The organism is Caballeronia sp. SL2Y3 (assembly GCF_022879575.1).
Lineage (GTDB): Bacteria > Pseudomonadota > Gammaproteobacteria > Burkholderiales > Burkholderiaceae > Caballeronia.
The window spans coordinates 430,587-447,336 of sequence record NZ_CP084263.1 but is presented as its reverse complement, the minus strand read 5'-3'; the positions used below and the strand labels follow the sequence as shown (position 1 = coordinate 447,336).

Genomic DNA, 16,750 nt, shown 5'->3' with positions numbered 1-16,750 from the left:
CCCGTTTCAGGCACGCCGAATGCGCCGTGCTCCGCACTCGACCTGCGCTCAGGTGCCGCTTTGCAATCCCCTCCGTTCAGACTGACCGACTGGCATCGCTTCCTGTTCGGCAATGCGTCATGGCACTTCCTGCTGGAAGTGCTGCTGAGAACGTGCGCGACTTACGTGCTGCTCGTCATCGCCATGCGCTTGCTGGGCCGGCGCGTCGCCGCGCAGTTCACGCTCTTCGAGATCTCCATCGTCGTGACGCTGGCCGCTGCCATCGGCGTGCCGTTGCAAGCGGCGAATCGCGGCATGCTGCCGCCGTTCTTGATCGCGCTCGTCGCGGTCGTGCTCCAGCGGATCATCGCGGCGGCGGGCATCACGCATCGGCGCGTCGAGACGATGGTATCGACCGATGTCACGCTGCTCGCCCGCGAAGGGCTGCTCCAGCATGCCGAACTGGCGCGCGCCGCGATGCCCCGCGAGAAAGTCTACGAAGCGATGCGGCTCGCAGGCTGGCAGCATCTCGGCCAGATCAGCCGCCTCTACATGGAGCCTTCCGGCGCGTTCTCGTTCATCCCCGCGCGGCCCGCGAAACCGGGCTTGTCGGTGCTGCCCGCCATCGACGAGGAACTGCGCGACGAAGCCCGCGTGCCGGGCTGTTCCGCGTGCCTGCAGTGCGGCAATACGGTTCGCACCGACGAGAGCGGGCACGCCGACGACCTGCGCTGCGACAACTGCGGATCGCGCGAGTGGACGTACGCCGTGACGGAAGTGGAGCGCTGATGCCTTTCATCGAGCGACTGCTGATCGGCGACGGGCCGTGGGCCTTTCTCATCGAAGTCATCCCGCGAGCGGTGGTCATGTATTTGATGCTGCTCGTCGCCATGCGCATGATGGGCAAGCGCGTCGCGGCGCAGTTGAGCATCACGGAACTCGCCGTCATTCTGATGCTGGGCGCGGCCATCGGCGTGCCGATTCAGGTGTCGTCGCAAGGCGTGCTGCCGGCCGCTGTCGTGCTGCTCGCGGTGGTCGCGCTGCAACGCCTGAGCGCGCGGGCCGGCCTGCGCTGGCGCAGATTCGAAGTGCTGGAGCAGGGCGACGTCACGATCCTCGTGAAAGACGGCCGCATACTGCTCGACGAACTGAAAGCCAGCCAGGTCTCGCGCGAAATGCTCGCCTCCGAGTTGCGGGCGGCGAACGTCGCGCATCTCGGGCAACTGCGCCGCGTGTACATGGAGGCGTCCGGGTCCATCAGCATCGTGTGGCGAAAGGAGCCTACGCCGGGGCTGACCGTGCGGCCGGACATGGAGCGGTCGCTGCTCGACGCCATCGGCGCGAAGGGCTATTTCTCGTGCTGGAGCTGCGGTGTCACGGTGCAGTCGGATGAGCGTCCGGACCGGCCGTGCGAGGCGTGCGGCTACGAGCGGTGGGAGTCCGCCGTGCGCGTGCCCGTCGAGCGGTCGACCGCCACGGACACCGGCGCCGCCGCCGATACCGGTACCGAACAGACCGCGGCCAGCTGAACCCGGCAACTCCTTGCCGATGCCATCCACCGGCCCGTCTCGCGCCGGTCACATTGCTTACACATGCCACCGATACTCTTGCGTGCGCTGAGTGCAACTGCCCACTTGCCCGAGAGGACGCATGAAGAGAGCCGGAAGACGCCGCCACGTAGCGGCGGGCATCGCCGTATTCGCGTGCGCAACCGTTGGCGGCTGCAACAGCAATAGTAATCACGATACGGCAGCCGACCCTGCTGCGGCCGCACCGGCGCGCACGAGCGCCCAAGCGGATGCCGCGACTGCGGGAACGAGCGAACTGGAGAACTGGGCGATCTCGGCCACGTCCACCGGCACGCCCCGTCCGCCTCGAGCGCTGTCCGCGCAGGCCGTTTCCGCGCAGGCATCGTCCGATGCGCTCGCGCCGCCGGTCATTCACACGGTCGACTGACGCCTTTCCTTCTTTCCCCAGGTACACGGATGACAACCCATAACAGACGTGACTTCCTGCGCGCGGCCATGCAGACCGCTGGCGCGGCCACCGCACTCAACATCGTTCCGCTTGGCATTCGCCAGGCGCTCGCCATTCCCGCGAACAACCGTCACGGTTCGATCGAGGATATCGAGCACATTGTCGTGCTGATGCAGGAGAACCGCTCCTTCGATCACTACTTCGGCACGCTGCGCGGCGTGCGCGGTTTCGGCGATACCCGCGCCGTGCGGCTCGCGAACGGCAACACCGTCTATCACCAGCCGATTGCCGCCGGCGCGGGCGACGTGCTGCCGTTTCATCCGGGCGCATCCAACCTCGGGATGCAGTTCCTGCAAGACCTGCCGCACGACTGGGTGAGCGGGCAGGGCGCGTTCAACGGCGGCCGCTACGATCAATGGGTGCCGTTCAAGGGCACGACGACGATGGCGTACCTGAAGCGCGACGACATCCCGTTCCACTATCAGCTCGCCGACGCCTTCACCATCTGCGACGCGTATCACTGCTCGACCAATACGTCGACCGATCCGAACCGCTACTACATGTGGACCGGCTACGTGGGCAACGACGGCACGGGCGGCGGTCCGGTCGTCGACAACGCGGAAGCGGGCTATGGCTGGTCCACGTTCCCCGAAGTGCTGGAGCGCGCGGGCATCTCGTGGAAGATCTATCAGGACGTCGGCACCGGGCTCGACGCGAAGGGCTCGTGGGGCTGGACGCAGGACCCGTACATCGGCAATTACGGCGACAACTCGCTGCTCTACTTCACGCAGTACCAGAACGCGCAGCCGGGCAGCCCGCTCTACGAAAAGGCGCGGCGCGGCACCAACGCCGCAGCAGGCGAAGATTACTTCACGCAGCTCAGGCAGGACGTGCAGGCAGGCACGCTGCCGCAGGTCTCGTGGATCGTCGCGCCGGAAGCGTATTCCGAGCACCCGAACTGGCCGGCCAACTACGGCGCGTGGTACGTCGATCAGGTGTTGCAGGTGCTCACCTCCAACCCGGACATCTGGAGCAAGACCGCGCTCCTCATCAACTACGACGAAAACGACGGCTTCTTCGATCACATCGTGCCGCCGTTTCCGCCGACATCGAGCGCGAACGGCCTCTCGACCGTCGATACGAGCCTCGAAATTTTCCCCGGCAGCCAGAAGTACGCGGCGGGTCCGTACGGCCTCGGCGCGCGCGTGCCGATGATCGTCGTGTCGCCGTGGTCGCGCGGCGGCTGGGTGTGCTCCGAAACGTTCGATCACACGTCGGTCATCCGCTTCATTCAGAAGCGCTTCGGCGCGTCGCACCGGCTTCCCGAGCCGAACATCACGCCGTGGCGGCGCGCCATTTGCGGCGATCTGACCTCCGCGTTCGACTTCCGCAATCCGAATCGCGGCATGCCGACGCTGCCGGGCACGGCATCGTACGCGCCGCCCGACAAGGCGCGTCATCCCGACTATGTGCCGGTGCCGCCGGTCGTCGGCGCGATGCCGAAGCAGGAGCCGGGCGTTCGTCCCGCGCGCGCGCTGCCGTACGAGCTCTTCGTGCGCACGCACGCGAACGCGAGCCAGCGGACGGTGGCGTTCGACTTCGTGAACACGGGCGCGGCGGGCGCGGTGTTCCTGCTGTATCGGCAGGGCAGCACGGATGCGCCGCGCACCTACACGGTGGAGGCCAAGAAGCGCCTTGCCGATCACGTCGCGACGAACGCCGACGGCAGCTACGACTTCGTCGTGCATGGGCCGAACGGGTTCCTGCGCCGGGTGGCCGGCAAGGCGGCGGCGTCGCATAGCTGGTGGTCGCGCGAAGAGGCGCTGCCCGAAGTCGCCGAAGGCTACGACGTCGCGAACGGCAATCTGCAATTGCGCCTGAAGAACACCGGCAGCGGGCCGTGCACCTTCAGCGTGACGAACGACTACGAGCCTTCGAAGACCGTGACGCGGCGCGTGGCGGGCGGCGAGACCGCGCAGTTGTATCTGGATCTGCGCGCGTCGCACGGCTGGTACGACGTGCGCGTGACGGTGGATACGGACAGCGCGTTCGCGCGCCGTTTCGCCGGGCACGTCGAAATGGGTTGCGACAGCATGAGCGATCCCGCGCTGTCGGCGTAAGCGGTACTGGCGAGGCTAGCGCGCGGGATGAGCGTCGCGCGCGGCCTCGCGTTCGATCCATGCGAGAAACCGCTCGACGCGCGGCAAGTCGGCGTTCTGGCTCGGATAGACGAGATGATGGGCGCCGACTTCGACCGCGTAGCTCGCGTCGAACACCGGGACGAGCACGCCCTCGCTGATCTTGACGGACGCGAGCATCAGGCTTTCCAGCGCGATGCCGAGCCCGAGCGCTGCCGTTTCGATCGACATGTACGAGCGGTCGAACGAGAAGTCGAAGGTCTTCTGCGGCGCGGACACGCCCGTTCTGCCGAACCATTGCTTCCACTGCACGAGCGGCGTCTCCGAATAGATCAGACGATGCGAGAGCAGGTCGTCCGGCGTCTTCACGGGATGGCGTTCGAGGTACTTCGGCGAGGCGAGCGGCGCGATGAATTCGCCGCGCAAGGTCCGCACTTCGAGATTGGTCCAGTTGCCGTAGCCGTGGCGTATGTCGATGTCGTAATAGCCGTTCGAGAACGACACGTTTTCGTACGAGCACGCGAGGTTCAACTGGATATCGCCGTTGTCCTCCTGAAACGACGACAGGCGCGGCAAGAGCCACATGAGCCCGAAGCTCGGGCTCGAATGCACGCGCAGAATATCCACTTCCTTCTGGCTCGATGCGCGCTCGGTCGCGCGGCTCAGGTCCGCGAGCAGGCCCGTGACATCGGACAGATAGCGTTCGCCGGCGGGCGTGAGCACGAGGCCGCGTCCGGAGCGCTGAAAGAGCGGCTGCCCGATGATGCCTTCCAGATTCGCGATCTGATGGCTCACCGCCGACGCTGACAAGCCCATCTCCTCTGCCGCGCGATTCACGCTTTTCGTGCGCGCGACGCTTTCGAACGCGACGATGGCCTTGAGCGGCGGGATACGCATAGGTGCTGTATGTGGTTGTAGTCGGTTGTGGTCGAGTGTAAAGCACCGGCCCGCATTATCCGATTGTCGTCGGCCATGCGCGAGCGCCGCGCGCGGCACGCTCCATGCTGTGCCCTCCGTCAAACATCACATCCATACGCGGAGGCACACCATGGAATTCGAGTATCGTTCATGCAAGATTCACACGTCGGCGAGCATCGAAGACGGAACCATCGTCGGCAATGCGCGCATTTATATGCCGCCCGCGAACGAAGGCGACGACATCGAATCGCACGACATGGAGTTTCATCTCGCCTTCGTCGATGAAAACGAGGCGATTGCCTTCGCCCGCGAACGCGCGATGGCGTGGGTGGACGAACACGAGGCGCTCGCGCTCTGAACGAACGCGCGCAGCCTGCCATGCCCGCCGTCGTGCTCACGACGGCGGCTTGCTCTTGCTCTTCGAATTGACCGATCGTTCGCGAGCCGCATCCGGATTGTCCGCGTTCAGCTGCTCGCGCGCGCGGTGATAGTACTCGTCGGCCCGGCCGGCTTGCCGGCCTTCGGCCTCCCACATGTAATAGGCCAGCGTGCGAATGCGCTGTTCGAGGGCTTCACGCGTCATCGCGTCGCGTGCATCGTCGTCCTCGTGGTCCGGTGTGCTCGACATTCTCTCGTCCTGTGAAGTGGCGCGCTGCGCGCAGTTCGATTCTAGGGCCGCGACGTCCGCCTTGGAAGTTGTCCACTGCATTCCCCGTGCCGGCGCGAGCCGCAAACTAATGCTGCGCTTCGAGCGCGCCCGGAACCAGCACCTTGCCGGCGTAGTTGAGCGCGCGATCCAGCGGTTCGATTCCGCTGAACGACATGTCCGCATGGTCGAGCCGGCGATAGAACGCGGTTTCCATCAGTTCGCCTTTTGTGCGTCGATAGAAGATGCGCCCTGCCAGATACAACTGCGGCTCGCCGGGCATGGGGGCGTGCGCGGGAATGACGCCGCCGAAGGTCGTGCGCGTATCGCCGTCGAACCAGGCCCACCACTCGGCGCGGGCGTCGAGCAGCGTACCCTTCGTGATGACGGTGGTGACCGTATAGCCCCAGCCCGCTCTCGGCAGCGCATGCCGCGCGTCGCGATACGTTCGCTTCAGTTCGAACAGGCTGCGTACGATCTCGATGCGCGCGTCGCTCCGGTTCGCCACGGCCAGCGTCACGCGGCCGGGCTTTCCGGGGGCCGCGGTCGCCTTCAATAAAACAAGGGAGGTGTCCATGATGCTCGACTGCAAATTCAGTGAGTCCGGTGCGTAGTGGCGATTAGTGAGCCAGTGCGTTCATCTCGCAGCGCGCGACCTGCTGGAACTCGGCGAGAAACCGCAGACGATGGCTCTGCGTGGTGAAGCGTCCGAGTTCCACGGTCTCGCCGGCCACGCGCAGCGACAATCGCGTGCGCGCGCCTGTCTGCGCGACGAGAAGCACCGCCCAGCGCGCGTCGATCCGCCGCGTGCGCGTATCAGGTCCGCGCGCCGATTGGATGACGAGCGTGTGGCCGTGCAAGGTCACGATGTCGCCGTCCAGCGCGTGCCTTGCATGCCAGAAGAAGCACGACCAGATGATGCACGCGTGCAGGACTGCTAACCCGTAGAACACGACGTCGCCGTCGATCGCGTGCATCGCGGTCGCGAAGGCAACGGGGATGATCGAGAGGCTCGCGCAGACGCTCGCGAGGCCCGCCGGAGAACACGACGCGCGCCGCGCGAGCGACCATTGCTTCGGGGACGGATGGGCGAGCATGAGGACTCCTGCTTCACGTTGCGATGTCGGCGTGGCGGAAAAGCAATCCACAGTCCCGCGACAAAGCCGCTCCCGGCCGGCTCTTCATGGCGGAGGGGCATGTGGATTGCATCGTCCCCACGAACCTCGATGAAGAAAGGAGTCGCCATGCATGCAACGACACGCAATATCATCCTGGGCTCGATGCTCGTATTAGCCGGCAACGTTCATGCGGCTGGCGGAGGACTCGGCTGCGGCGGAGGCGGCTGCGTGAACAACGGACAGGGCGGGAGCACGTCCGGCGGCGCGGGAACTTCGGCAGGACAATCGGCGGATGCGTCCGGTACGCAGCGGTCGTCCAACGTTTCGCCGGGCACGGTATCGAAGGGCGGGCAGGGAAGCGGCATGAGCCGCGACATGGGCGGCGCGATGACGCCCGGCGCGCAAAGCGGCAAGCCCTCGCCCGTCACGAAGCACGATGCCGGTGGCTCGCAGGGATGGTGAGCGCGGATCAGCCGGCCTCGCGCAGCGAGCCGAAGAGACCTCGCAGTGCCGTGCGCAGCAAGTCGCCCGATGTCGGCTTGCTGACGAAGCTCATCGCGGGCGCATAGGTCAGCTCGAACACGAGCGCGCCGAGCACTTCCGGCTTGACGTCGAGGCCGGCGTCGAACCGAAGCAGCACCTCGCCGAGCGCCTTCCATTGCGCGCGCAGCACCTTCTCCTGCGACTTGCGGAAGGCGTCCGCGGGCTTCGTCACGCGCGAGTATTCGAGGATCAGCATCGGCCAGTTGCCGAGGCGCGAACTGCGCGTGGCCCATGCCGCAATGCGGTCGATGGCTTTCTCGATGCTCTGCGCACCCTGTAAATCGGCCAGTATCTGGTCGAGACTCACGCGCCCGTGCTCTTCCAGCACGCCGAGAAAAAGCTCGTCCTTTCCCGCGAAATTCGAATAGACCGCACCCTTGCTGAAACCGGCCTCGTCGGCGATGCGGTCGAGCGAGGCGGCGGCGTAGCCATCGCGGGCGAAGTGCTCTTTCGCGACCGACAGTAACCGCTGCCGCGTAAGCGCCTGAGTTTCCTCGCGCGAAAGCCTTGCCATGTTCGAATCCTCTCGATGGTGAATATTGCCGACGCCCGATACTAGCAAGTAAGGGCAGCACCGGAAACATTCGTGTTAGCATCCGGATACTTGCCGGTATCCGAAAACCGGTGAGTATGCGAAATCACTACGAGGCCGAAGGCATGTACAAGAAGGGCGCCGCGCTCGAATTGCAGTTCTCGTCGGCGCGGCTGAACAACGGCGCGGGCGATCCGTACTGGATCGACCTGACTGCGCAGGAAGCCATGCGGCTGCACGCCGAACTCGGCGCGTTTCTGGCGAAAGGCATCGATGCGCAGGCAGGTCCGCTCATCGTCTCGCTCGACGAAGACGTGCAGAGCGAATCCCGCGGATCGGATGGCCGGGGCGGGCCGCCCGAACCCGCGGCGTCCGCGCTCACCCAATGGGTCTGCCTGATCTGCGGATGGATCTACGACGAAGCCGCGGGCGACCCGGAGCACGGCATTGCACCGGGTACGCGCTGGCGCGAGGTGCCGGATGACTGGCGCTGTCCGCTCTGCGACGTCGGCAAGGACGACTTCGCGCTCGTGGAGTTTTGATAGTCGGTGCTGCCGCTTCGAGCCAGCGTGCGCACCCAATGCCACGCCATCGGCTTACCCATCCCATGCAACTAACGGTCCAGCCGAACCGCATCCACAGAACGGTCACGGGCCGAGCGCCCATGACCGCTACGTCACTAAGGCTTACAGAACCGGCAGCGCGCCGAGCTTGCCGATGGTATCCGCGCAGGCATGGGCCGCTTCTCGACCTTTCACGAGGAAATGATCGCGAAAGAAGCCGACGTGCTCGTCCCCGTGATGAAAATGATGCGGCGTAAGCACGGCGGAAAACACCGGTGTGCCTGTTTCGAGCTGCACCTGCATCAACCCGTTGATCACCGCCTGCGCGACGAATTCGTGCCGGTAGATGCCGCCATCGACCACCAATCCTGCCGCCACGATGCCCGCATAACGCCCGCTCTGCGCGAGCCGCTTCGCGTGCAGCGGAATCTCGAACGCGCCGGCGACTTCGAAAAGATCGATGTCGTCGCGCGCATAGCCCTGTTCTTCGATCGCCTGGAGAAAGGACGTCCTGCACTGGTCGACGATATCGCGATGCCAGCAAGCCTGGACGAACGCAATGCGCGGACGGCGAGCGCCCGCAGCCTGTACTGCCTGTGATTCGTTGAAAATGGATGTGTTCATGGACTTCAGCCTGTTTTGTGTGAACAGGGCGAAGGACGGCCGCGCGCCTCCCGGAGAAGGCGCGCGCACCGTCCTGTTCTCTTTCATCCGGACTATACCGTCGGCCCCGGAATCCAACCGGGTCTGCGGACATCGCCCCATGCCATCTTTCGATGATCCAGGCCGAGCAGCTCGCGGGCTACGCCCGCATGGGACGATTACCGCCGGTGGGGAATTGCACCCCGCCCCGAGAACGTGTCCTTCGTATGATCGAAGAACGCAGCCACGGTATCACGAGACGAAGCCGCTGCGCGGAATTCCCCGTGTCGCTTGAGGTTAATGCGAGGTGACTGCGGATTTCGACGGAAGCGATTCCATCGCGCGCGATCTATAATGCCTGCATCGAAGTCTCGCCCCGGAGAGCATCATGAAATCGACGGAACCGTCGTCCGCACCGTCGCTGTCGGACTTTCTGTGCTTTGCCGTGTACTCGGCGAATCTCGCGTTCGGCAAGGCGTACAAGCCCATTCTCGAAGAACTCGGCCTGACCTACACGCAATACATCACCATCATTGCGCTGTGGGAAGAAGACGATCAGACCGTCGGCAGGCTGGGGGAGAAGCTCTTTCTCGAATCCAACACACTGACGCCGATCCTGAAGAAGCTCGAAGCGATGGGCTACGTACAAAGACAGCGCGACCCCGCCGACGAGCGCCAGGTGCGCGTGAGCCTGACCAGAGAAGGCCGCCGGCTGCGCGAAAAGGGCGGCAAAATGGATCTCGTCGCAGCCACCGGTCTCAAGCCCGCCGAATTCGTGAAGGTGCAGAAGGCGATCGTCACGCTGCGCGAGAACCTCATCCGCTCGGTCAACGAAACGGCCTGACGTAGCGCCGGCGCCAACCGCGAGAGCACGCATGCAACGAAGGTTCGACGACCTGCTGCTCGGCAGTATCGAGCTCTTCTGCCTCGCTGCCGAACTGGAGAGCTTCACGCTCGCCGCGAATGCCGCGAGCGTGAATCCGGCGGCGGTGAGCCGGTCGGTCGCGCGGCTTGAAGAACGCCTCGGCGTACGGCTTTTCGTGCGCACGACACGGCAAATTCGTCTGACCGATCCGGGCCGTCGATATTACGAACGCTGTCGGCAAGCGCTCGGCGAACTGGTCGATGCCGAACGCGAAGTGACCGGTCAGCAAACCACGCCAGCGGGCGTGCTGCGCATCAGCATGCCGACGCCGTACGGGCATTACCGCGTCTTGCCGCTTTTGCCTGCATTTCGCGAGCGCTATCCTGATGTCAGCATCGAGACGCACCTGAGCAACCGCAACATCGAGTTCGCGGAAGACGGCTTCGATCTCGCGATACGCGGCCGCGCGCCGGACGATTCCTCGCTCATCGCCCGCAAGCTCGAAGATGCGGAGATGGTCGTCGTTGCGACGCCCGCGTATCTGAAGCGCAAGGGCGTGCCCGAGTCGCCCGGCGATCTTGCAGCGCACGAGTGCATTCAGTTCGAACTGCCGAGCAGCGGGCGCAATATCGCCTGGACGTTTCGCGATGCATCGGGCGATACGGATATCGTCACGCGAGGCGCCTATGGCTCGTCGGGAGACGCGCTCGCGGGCGTCACGCTCGCGCGAGCGGGCGCGGGCCTCTTCCAGACGTACCGCTTCATCGTCGAAGACGACCTGCGCGCGGGGCGTCTCGTCGAAGTGCTGTCCGGCTACCGCAGCACGCGTCCGTTCATCCTGCTGTATCCGCACGCGCGGCACCTGTCGTCGCGCGTCAGGGTGTTCGTCGACTTTCTTGTCGAACACCTGCCGCGCGCACGCGCCGATCGAGCGCCGCAGTAAAGCGTCAACCAGGCTTGGCCGCGAGCTTCTTGCGGTAGTCCTGCACCGGCAGTCCGCCCCAGCCCCAGTTCTCCAGTTCGACTTCTTCTATCACGACGAACGTCGCTTCGAGCGGCTTGTGCAACACGTCGAGCAATAGCTGGCTCGCGCCCGCGATCAGCCGCGCCTTTTCGTCGGCGGTAATCGCATTCGCGCCGGGCTGCGTGCCTTCGCGCGTGACCTGAATGGTGACGATAGGCATATCAGACTCCTGTGAAAATGGCTATTCAATGGCCCGCGCTTTGGCCGCCATCGACGTGCAGGATTTCGCCCGTGACGAACGGGGCATCGTCGAGAAAGAGAATCGCATTGACCACGTCGCTCATCTCGCCCATGCGGCCCACCGGATGCAGCGCCGACAACGCGGCGTGCGTCTGCTCCGGGTGCATCGGCGATTTGATCACGCCCGGCGATACCGCGTTCACCCGCACCCCCGAACGAGCGTACTCGATGGCGAGCGATTTCGTCGCCGCGTTCAGGCCGCCCTTCGTGAGCGAAGCGAGCACCGAAGGCACGCCGCTGATCGGGTGATCCACGAGACTCGTCGTCACGGTGACGATATGCCCGCTGCCTGCTTCCTGCATGTGCGCGATGACGCGCTGCGTGATGTGAAAGAAGCCGTCCACGTTCACGCGCTGAATGGCTGCGTAGTCCTGCGCCGTGTACTGCGTGAACGGCTTCGCGATGAAAATGCCCGCGTTGTTGACCAGCGTGTCGATGCGGCCGAATCGTTCGATGGCGGCCGCGACGATGCGCTCGGCAGTACCCGCATCGGCGATATCGCCTGCGATCGTGATGAGATTTTCGTCGGCCGATTCGCCGATGGAACGCGAAGTCGCAATGACACGATGGCCGCGTTCGCGAAAAGCCTTCACGGTTTCGGCGCCAATGCCTTGCGACGCGCCGGTGACGATGACCACTTTGCTTGCGTTCATGATGAGCCTCTGACGGTGTGAGTGCCGGCTGTGTTGCCGTTCGGATCGACGGATCCGATGGAGGGTCACTGTAGGCGCGCGCCGCCGCGCCGCGAACACCCACGGCGGACAAACACTATTGCGCGGCAGGAACAAAAGCAACAAGAGACGGCTATCGCCGGCTTAAGCATAAGCAATTGACACGCTGGAGCCGATCAAGCAGTATGGCGCAACCGATTAGATCGTATGCGATCTAAATAAACGGCCTTTCATTCATTGAGGAAAACATCATGTCCAAGATCGAAAAGGTGCTGTACACGGCGAAGACCCACACATCCGGCGGGCGCGACGGCACCGCGCGCAGCTCCGACGGCCGTCTGGATATCGACTTGTCGTCGCCCGGCAGCGCGGGCAAGGGCACCAACCCGGAGCAACTCTTCGCGGCGGGCTGGTCGGCGTGTTTCATCGGCGCAATGGGACTCGCGGCGCGCAAGCTGAAGGTGACGCTGCCGCCTGACTTGTCCGTGGACGCGGAAGTGGATCTCGGCATGACAGGCGACGCCTACTTGCTCGGCGCGCGCCTGAACGTGAGCCTGCCCGGCGTTGAACACGACGTGGCGCGTGCGCTCGTCGATGCGGCTCACGAAACCTGCCCGTATTCGAAAGCGACGCGCGGCAATATCGAGGTCGAAATCAAACTCGTCTAAGCGGATTCGCCGAGCAGCGCACTAATCAGCCTTGACGCCGATGGTTTTCGCGAAGCAGCGGGCGTCGGGCTGATGAACGTAGATGCCGTAACGGGCCGTCGGCGTGAAGCCGTTACGCTCATAGAACGCAATGGCGCGCCGGTTGAATGAGCGCGTTTCGAGCAGCAGCGTGTGATAGCCGACCGCAGCCGCATCCGCTTCGAGCTGCGTCAGAATCGCTTTCCCCACGCCGCACGTATTTGGCCTGCTGTAAAGGCGCTTGAGCTCGGCCACACCGTAGTCGAAGCGCCTGAACGCGCCGCATCCGAGGGCGAGACCCTGCGTCGTTCGCGCGACGACGAATGCGCCGCGTGCCGAACACGCATCTTCCGGGGAAAAGCGGCTTTGGCCGCCGTCGCCGGAGAACACGGCGAGCATGGCGCTCAGTTCGTCGAGCAGGGCCTGCGCTTCCAGCGACCACGGGTCTTCACGTCGGACAAGAATGGCTGTCTCAAAGGGCGTCACGGCGGGGGCTCCTTGGCTTGTCTACAGTGGCCCGGACGAGTCGAGCAAACCCCGGTCCCGCCGCCGTCTTATGAGGCGTTTTGAACGCGCGTTCGGCTGGTCAGAAGCGCGATGAAGCGTTCGGCCATCGGCGAGAGCACGCCGGTCTTGCGCGTCACGATGCCGTACGTCTGCGATGGCGAGCGCAACGTCACCGGAAGAATGCGCAGCATCTTGTGCTGCGCGAAGAAGTTGGCGATATCGGTGGGCAGCACGGACACGAGGTCCTTGCTCTGGTTGAGCAGCGCGACCGTGACGAACGTGGATGCCGTCGAGATCGTGTTGGCGGGCATGGCGACGCCCGCGAGGTCCATCTCGCGTTCCAGCAATTCGCGCAATGGCATCTGGCTCGGGTACGTGACCCAGCGGCAGTGCGCGAGATCGCGCATCTGAACGTGGCTGCGCGACTTCGTCGCGTGCCGGTAGCCGACCACCACCGAAAGCGGCTCGTCGGCGAGCTTCCAGTAGCGGTATTTGGAAGGCTGTTCGCTGACCGCCGATCTGCCGACCACGAGATCGAGAACGCCTTCGTCGAGTTGCAGCAGCATGCGCGCGCTCGTGTCCTCGACGATTTCCACCGACACATGCGGCTGGTCCGCGTGCAACGCATCGAGCGCAGGCACGACCACAGCCGGTATCGCGCCCATGATCGCGCCGATCGCAAGACGCCCGCCGCGCCCCGACTGAATCTCCGCGATGTCCTGACACAAGAGCGTCAGGTCCGTGGTGAGGAGCCGCGCGTATTGAATCACGCGATGCCCGTACTGATTCGGCAGCATGCCGCTCGCCGAGCGCTCGAAGAGGGGCGTGTCGAATAGCGCCTCCAGTTCATGCAACGCCTTGCTCGCGGCCGATTGCGTAACGGCCAGCACCGCTGCGGCCTTGTGCAGCGACTTGTGTTCGTCGAGCGCAATCAGCAATTGAAGCTGTTTCATTCTGAGTCTCGACAGCAGCATCTGGACCGTGTTCATCGGCGAGTCGCGGGGCAAGTAGGAGAAGTGATCGGGGGATGGAAACAATTCAATATACATGCCGCGTCCGGCAACCGTATAGTCGGTCTCGGAGACGACACTCGAGAAACCCGTTACGGGTTCACATCATGCAGAACGCAAGCCAAGACATAACTGGCCGGCTCGACGAAGCCCGGCCACGATCCCCCGTTATTCGCCTGCACCGTGACGACGACGTAGTCATCGCGCGGGAGCAACTGGTCGGCGGGGCGCGGCTCCCCGACGAAGGCATCACCGTATCCGGACTCATTCCGCCGGGCCATAAGATCGCGACGCGCGCCATCCATGAAGGCGAAGCGGTGCGGCGCTACGGCCAGATCATCGGCTTCGCGAGCCGCGCCATTGCGCCGGGCGAGCACGTTCACACGCATAACGTCGCGATGGGTGAATTCGATCGCGACTACGCGTTCAGCGCAAGCGCCCGCGCCACGCAGTACGCGAAGACGCCCGCCACGTTCGACGGCATCGTGCGTCCGGACGGGCGCGTGGCGACGCGCAATTACATCGGCATTCTGACCTCGGTGAACTGCTCGGCGACCGTCGCCCGCGCGATTGCCGATCACTTTCGCCGCGACACGAACCCCGCGAGCCTCGCAGCTTATCCGAACGTGGACGGCGTCGTCGCATTGACGCACGGCGCGGGCTGCGCGGTCGACCCTGAAGGCGAGGGGCTCGCGATGCTCCAGCGAACGCTCGGCGGCTATGCGACGCACGCGAACTTCGCGGGCGTCCTCGTCATCGGCCTCGGCTGCGAGACGAACCAGATTTCGCGCATTTTGGAAACGCAGGGCCTCAGCGAAGCGCCGTTTCTCCAGACGTTCAGCATTCAGGAAACCGGCGGCACCGCGAAGACGGTGGCGCACGGCATCGAGGTGGTGAAGGGCATGCTCGCTTCCGCGAATCGCGTGGAGCGCCAGCCGGTGCCGGCATCGCATTTGATCGTCGGGCTGCAATGCGGCGGCTCGGATGGCTATTCGGGCATCTCCGCGAATCCCGCGCTCGGCGCAGCCGTGGACCTGCTCGTGGCGCACGGCGGTACCGCGATTCTCTCCGAAACGCCCGAGATTTACGGCGCGGAGCATCTGCTCACGCGCCGCGCGATCAATCGCGAGGTCGGCGAAAAGCTGGTGGCGCGCATCCACTGGTGGGAAGACTATTGCGCGCGCAACCGCGCTGCGATGAACAACAATCCGTCGGCGGGCAACAAGGCCGGCGGCTTGACCACCGTGCTCGAAAAGTCGCTCGGCGGCATCGCGAAGGCGGGCAATACGAATCTCGTCGAAGTCTACGAATACGCGCAGCGCGTGGATGCGAAGGGCCTCGTCTTCATGGACACGCCCGGCTACGACCCGATCTCCGCGACAGGGCAGGTGGCAGGCGGCGCGAACCTGATCTGCTTCACGACGGGACGCGGCTCGGCCTACGGCTGCGCGCCGTCGCCTTCGCTCAAGATCGCGACCAACGACGCGCTGTGGAACCGCCAGCAGGAAGACATGGACCTGAACTGCGGCCCGATTCTGAGCGGCGAGAAGAGCATCGAGGAAATGGGCGAAGCCCTCTTCCAGCTGATGCTCGACACGGCATCGGGCGAGCGCACCCGCAGCGAGATTCACGGCTACGGCCAGAATGAATTCGTGCCCTGGCAGATCGGCGCGATCACCTGAAGGCGCATGGAAGTCCGGTCACATCCGGTACTCAACCCTTAACCATCGCATTCCTAACTATGAATAACACGACCTCATACCGCGGTGTCTTTCCCGTCGTTCCGACGATCTTCGACGAGGCGGGACAACTCGATCTCGAAGGCCAGAAGCGTTGCGTCGACTTCATGATCGATGCCGGTTCCAACGGCCTGTGCATTCTCGCCAACTTCTCCGAGCAATTCGCATTGTCCGATGAAGAGCGCGACACGGTGATGCGCGTAGTGCTCGAACACGTGGCCGGCCGCGTGCCGGTGATCGTCACGACGACGCATTTCAGCACCGACGTCTGCGCACGCCGCAGCCGCGCTGCGCAGGATGCGGGCGCGGCGATGGTCATGATCATGCCGCCGTATCACGGGGCGACCATCCGCGTGACCGAGAAGGGCATCTACGAGTTCTTCGGCAAGGTGTCGGATGCGATCGGCATTCCGATCATGATTCAGGACGCGCCGGTCGCGGGCACACCGCTGTCCGCGCCGTTTCTCGCACGCATGGCGCGCGAGATCGAGAACGTCGCGTACTTCAAGATCGAAACGGCACAGGCTGCCTCGAAGCTGCGCGAGCTGATCGAACTGGGCGGCGACAGCGTCGTGGGCCCGTGGGACGGCGAAGAAGCCATCACGCTGATGCCCGACCTCGAAGCGGGCGCGACCGGCTCGATGACCGGCGGCGGCTATCCGGACGGCATCCGCAAGATCGTCGATGCCTACGCGAGCGGCGACAAGGAGCAGGCGGCATCGCTCTATCAGCAGTGGCTTCCGCTCATCAACTACGAGAACCGCCAGTGCGGACTCTCGGCCTGCAAGATCCTGATGAAGGAAGGCGGCGTAATCGGCTCCGACGCAGTGCGTCACCCGTTTGCGTCCGTGCACCCGAAGACGCGCGAAGGCTTGCTCGAAGTCGCGCGCCGGCTCGATCCGCTGGTGCTGCGCTGGGGCCACTGAAGCACTCATGCACGACGAGCGAGCGA

Annotated in this window: 22 protein-coding genes and 1 riboswitch; of the genes, 12 read left to right on the top strand and 10 right to left on the bottom strand. The window is 64.6% G+C overall.

The window, feature by feature from the left end:
* Window positions 1-60: 60 nt before the first annotated feature.
* From LDZ26_RS24365 to LDZ26_RS24350, 4 genes are all read left to right on the top strand, one after another.
* Entirely contained in the window at window positions 61-768 is a 708-nt protein-coding gene (locus tag LDZ26_RS24365) for a YetF domain-containing protein (RefSeq protein WP_244851242.1), read from the top strand.
* Entirely contained in the window at window positions 768-1,508 is a 741-nt protein-coding gene (locus LDZ26_RS24360; RefSeq protein WP_244851241.1) for a DUF421 domain-containing protein, read from the top strand. Before LDZ26_RS24365 ends, LDZ26_RS24360 begins: the two co-directional genes overlap by 1 nt.
* A 121-nt stretch (window positions 1,509-1,629) precedes the next feature.
* Complete coding sequence (locus tag LDZ26_RS24355; protein WP_244851240.1) at window positions 1,630-1,935, top strand: hypothetical protein; 306 nt, start codon at window positions 1,630-1,632, stop codon at window positions 1,933-1,935.
* Between the two features lie 29 nt (window positions 1,936-1,964).
* A complete protein-coding gene (locus tag LDZ26_RS24350; RefSeq protein ID WP_244851239.1) occupies window positions 1,965-4,076 on the top strand; it encodes a phosphocholine-specific phospholipase C in 2,112 nt (703 codons plus the stop codon).
* Between the two features lie 15 nt (window positions 4,077-4,091).
* On the opposite strand, the gene LDZ26_RS24345 is transcribed toward LDZ26_RS24350, so the two are convergent.
* Window positions 4,092-4,991, bottom strand: a complete 900-nt coding sequence (locus LDZ26_RS24345; protein ID WP_244851238.1) for a LysR substrate-binding domain-containing protein — start codon at window positions 4,989-4,991, stop codon at window positions 4,092-4,094.
* A gap of 151 nt (window positions 4,992-5,142) precedes the next feature.
* Between LDZ26_RS24345 and LDZ26_RS24340 the strand changes: the two genes are divergently transcribed.
* Entirely contained in the window at window positions 5,143-5,370 is a 228-nt protein-coding gene (locus LDZ26_RS24340; protein WP_244851237.1) for a hypothetical protein, read from the top strand.
* A 36-nt stretch (window positions 5,371-5,406) separates the two neighbouring features.
* On the opposite strand, the gene LDZ26_RS24335 is transcribed toward LDZ26_RS24340, so the two are convergent.
* The 3 genes from LDZ26_RS24335 to LDZ26_RS24325 all read right to left on the bottom strand — a co-directional run bounded on the left by LDZ26_RS24335 (window position 5,407) and on the right by LDZ26_RS24325 (window position 6,755).
* A complete protein-coding gene (locus LDZ26_RS24335; RefSeq protein ID WP_244140179.1) occupies window positions 5,407-5,640 on the bottom strand; it encodes a DUF2934 domain-containing protein in 234 nt (77 codons plus the stop codon).
* Window positions 5,641-5,746: 106 nt separating this feature from the next.
* Window positions 5,747-6,235: a hypothetical protein gene (locus LDZ26_RS24330; protein WP_244851236.1), complete on the bottom strand. Its 489-nt coding sequence runs from the start codon at window positions 6,233-6,235 to the stop codon at window positions 5,747-5,749.
* 43 nt (window positions 6,236-6,278) lie between these two features.
* Complete coding sequence (locus LDZ26_RS24325; protein ID WP_244851235.1) at window positions 6,279-6,755, bottom strand: DUF2244 domain-containing protein; 477 nt, start codon at window positions 6,753-6,755, stop codon at window positions 6,279-6,281.
* Window positions 6,756-6,902: 147 nt separating this feature from the next.
* Between LDZ26_RS24325 and LDZ26_RS24320 the strand changes: the two genes are divergently transcribed.
* Window positions 6,903-7,238, top strand: coding sequence for a hypothetical protein (locus LDZ26_RS24320; RefSeq protein WP_244851234.1), 336 nt, complete (start codon window positions 6,903-6,905; stop codon window positions 7,236-7,238).
* Between the two features lie 7 nt (window positions 7,239-7,245).
* On the opposite strand, the gene LDZ26_RS24315 is transcribed toward LDZ26_RS24320, so the two are convergent.
* The gene (locus LDZ26_RS24315) at window positions 7,246-7,833 is read right to left on the bottom strand and encodes a TetR/AcrR family transcriptional regulator (protein ID WP_244851233.1); all 588 of its coding nucleotides are present in this window, start codon (window positions 7,831-7,833) and stop codon (window positions 7,246-7,248) included.
* Window positions 7,834-7,976: 143 nt separating this feature from the next.
* On the opposite strand from LDZ26_RS24315, the gene LDZ26_RS25610 reads away from it, so the two are divergent.
* Window positions 7,977-8,393 carry a rubredoxin gene (locus LDZ26_RS25610; protein ID WP_244851781.1) on the top strand — a complete coding sequence of 139 codons (417 nt, stop codon included), beginning with the start codon at window positions 7,977-7,979 and terminating at the stop codon, window positions 8,391-8,393.
* Between the two features lie 144 nt (window positions 8,394-8,537).
* Here LDZ26_RS25610 and LDZ26_RS24305 read toward each other — a convergent pair whose 3' ends face one another.
* Window positions 8,538-9,038, bottom strand: a complete 501-nt coding sequence (locus LDZ26_RS24305) for a 6,7-dimethyl-8-ribityllumazine synthase (protein WP_244851232.1) — start codon at window positions 9,036-9,038, stop codon at window positions 8,538-8,540.
* A 71-nt stretch (window positions 9,039-9,109) separates the two neighbouring features.
* A riboswitch (FMN riboswitch) is annotated at window positions 9,110-9,276 on the bottom strand.
* A 168-nt stretch (window positions 9,277-9,444) separates the two neighbouring features.
* Between LDZ26_RS24305 and LDZ26_RS24300 the strand changes: the two genes are divergently transcribed.
* Complete coding sequence (locus tag LDZ26_RS24300) at window positions 9,445-9,900, top strand: MarR family winged helix-turn-helix transcriptional regulator (protein WP_244851231.1); 456 nt, start codon at window positions 9,445-9,447, stop codon at window positions 9,898-9,900.
* Between the two features lie 31 nt (window positions 9,901-9,931).
* Window positions 9,932-10,864, top strand: coding sequence for a LysR family transcriptional regulator (locus tag LDZ26_RS24295; RefSeq protein ID WP_244851230.1), 933 nt, complete (start codon window positions 9,932-9,934; stop codon window positions 10,862-10,864).
* 4 nt (window positions 10,865-10,868) lie between these two features.
* Here the strand turns inward: LDZ26_RS24295 and LDZ26_RS24290 are convergent, their stop codons facing one another.
* Together LDZ26_RS24290 and LDZ26_RS24285 are read right to left on the bottom strand one after the other, a co-directional pair.
* Window positions 10,869-11,105 carry a 4-oxalocrotonate tautomerase family protein gene (locus tag LDZ26_RS24290; protein WP_244851229.1) on the bottom strand — a complete coding sequence of 79 codons (237 nt, stop codon included), beginning with the start codon at window positions 11,103-11,105 and terminating at the stop codon, window positions 10,869-10,871.
* Between the two features lie 25 nt (window positions 11,106-11,130).
* Window positions 11,131-11,838, bottom strand: a complete 708-nt coding sequence (locus LDZ26_RS24285) for an SDR family NAD(P)-dependent oxidoreductase (protein ID WP_244851228.1) — start codon at window positions 11,836-11,838, stop codon at window positions 11,131-11,133.
* A gap of 269 nt (window positions 11,839-12,107) precedes the next feature.
* Between LDZ26_RS24285 and LDZ26_RS24280 the strand changes: the two genes are divergently transcribed.
* Window positions 12,108-12,524: an organic hydroperoxide resistance protein gene (locus LDZ26_RS24280; protein WP_244851227.1), complete on the top strand. Its 417-nt coding sequence runs from the start codon at window positions 12,108-12,110 to the stop codon at window positions 12,522-12,524.
* Window positions 12,525-12,545: 21 nt separating this feature from the next.
* On the opposite strand, the gene LDZ26_RS24275 is transcribed toward LDZ26_RS24280, so the two are convergent.
* Both LDZ26_RS24275 and LDZ26_RS24270 read right to left on the bottom strand, forming a co-directional pair.
* Window positions 12,546-13,028 carry a GNAT family N-acetyltransferase gene (locus LDZ26_RS24275; protein WP_244851226.1) on the bottom strand — a complete coding sequence of 161 codons (483 nt, stop codon included), beginning with the start codon at window positions 13,026-13,028 and terminating at the stop codon, window positions 12,546-12,548.
* A 68-nt stretch (window positions 13,029-13,096) separates the two neighbouring features.
* A complete protein-coding gene (locus LDZ26_RS24270) occupies window positions 13,097-14,002 on the bottom strand; it encodes a LysR family transcriptional regulator (RefSeq protein ID WP_244851225.1) in 906 nt (301 codons plus the stop codon).
* Window positions 14,003-14,166: 164 nt separating this feature from the next.
* Here LDZ26_RS24270 and LDZ26_RS24265 point away from each other — a divergent pair, with 164 nt between their 5' ends.
* Window positions 14,167-15,741 (top strand): UxaA family hydrolase, encoded by a 1,575-nt coding sequence (locus tag LDZ26_RS24265; protein WP_244851224.1) that lies wholly within the window; start codon window positions 14,167-14,169, stop codon window positions 15,739-15,741.
* Window positions 15,742-15,800: 59 nt separating this feature from the next.
* Entirely contained in the window at window positions 15,801-16,724 is a 924-nt protein-coding gene (locus LDZ26_RS24260; protein WP_244851223.1) for a dihydrodipicolinate synthase family protein, read from the top strand.
* The last annotated feature ends 26 nt before the right edge of the window (window positions 16,725-16,750 follow it).

Bases quoted from the DNA above. Each gene is read 5' to 3' on its own strand.
- LDZ26_RS24285 (WP_244851228.1), bottom strand. From the start codon at position 11,838: ATGAACGCAAGCAAAGTGGTCATCGTCACCGGCGCGTCGCAAGGCATT.
- LDZ26_RS24295 (WP_244851230.1), top strand. From the start codon at position 9,932: ATGCAACGAAGGTTCGACGACCTGCTGCTCGGCAGTATCGAGCTCTTC.
- LDZ26_RS24305 (WP_244851232.1), bottom strand. From the start codon at position 9,038: ATGAACACATCCATTTTCAACGAATCACAGGCAGTACAGGCTGCGGGC.
- LDZ26_RS24265 (WP_244851224.1), top strand. From the start codon at position 14,167: ATGCAGAACGCAAGCCAAGACATAACTGGCCGGCTCGACGAAGCCCGG.
- LDZ26_RS25610 (WP_244851781.1), top strand. From the start codon at position 7,977: ATGTACAAGAAGGGCGCCGCGCTCGAATTGCAGTTCTCGTCGGCGCGG.
- LDZ26_RS24340 (WP_244851237.1), top strand. From the start codon at position 5,143: ATGGAATTCGAGTATCGTTCATGCAAGATTCACACGTCGGCGAGCATC.
- LDZ26_RS24355 (WP_244851240.1), top strand. From the start codon at position 1,630: ATGAAGAGAGCCGGAAGACGCCGCCACGTAGCGGCGGGCATCGCCGTA.
- LDZ26_RS24260 (WP_244851223.1), top strand. From the start codon at position 15,801: ATGAATAACACGACCTCATACCGCGGTGTCTTTCCCGTCGTTCCGACG.
- LDZ26_RS24320 (WP_244851234.1), top strand. From the start codon at position 6,903: ATGCATGCAACGACACGCAATATCATCCTGGGCTCGATGCTCGTATTA.
- LDZ26_RS24315 (WP_244851233.1), bottom strand. From the start codon at position 7,833: ATGGCAAGGCTTTCGCGCGAGGAAACTCAGGCGCTTACGCGGCAGCGG.
- LDZ26_RS24270 (WP_244851225.1), bottom strand. From the start codon at position 14,002: ATGAAACAGCTTCAATTGCTGATTGCGCTCGACGAACACAAGTCGCTG.
- LDZ26_RS24350 (WP_244851239.1), top strand. From the start codon at position 1,965: ATGACAACCCATAACAGACGTGACTTCCTGCGCGCGGCCATGCAGACC.
- LDZ26_RS24290 (WP_244851229.1), bottom strand. From the start codon at position 11,105: ATGCCTATCGTCACCATTCAGGTCACGCGCGAAGGCACGCAGCCCGGC.
- LDZ26_RS24300 (WP_244851231.1), top strand. From the start codon at position 9,445: ATGAAATCGACGGAACCGTCGTCCGCACCGTCGCTGTCGGACTTTCTG.
- LDZ26_RS24330 (WP_244851236.1), bottom strand. From the start codon at position 6,235: ATGGACACCTCCCTTGTTTTATTGAAGGCGACCGCGGCCCCCGGAAAG.
- LDZ26_RS24360 (WP_244851241.1), top strand. From the start codon at position 768: ATGCCTTTCATCGAGCGACTGCTGATCGGCGACGGGCCGTGGGCCTTT.
- LDZ26_RS24335 (WP_244140179.1), bottom strand. From the start codon at position 5,640: ATGTCGAGCACACCGGACCACGAGGACGACGATGCACGCGACGCGATG.
- LDZ26_RS24280 (WP_244851227.1), top strand. From the start codon at position 12,108: ATGTCCAAGATCGAAAAGGTGCTGTACACGGCGAAGACCCACACATCC.
- LDZ26_RS24345 (WP_244851238.1), bottom strand. From the start codon at position 4,991: ATGCGTATCCCGCCGCTCAAGGCCATCGTCGCGTTCGAAAGCGTCGCG.
- LDZ26_RS24325 (WP_244851235.1), bottom strand. From the start codon at position 6,755: ATGCTCGCCCATCCGTCCCCGAAGCAATGGTCGCTCGCGCGGCGCGCG.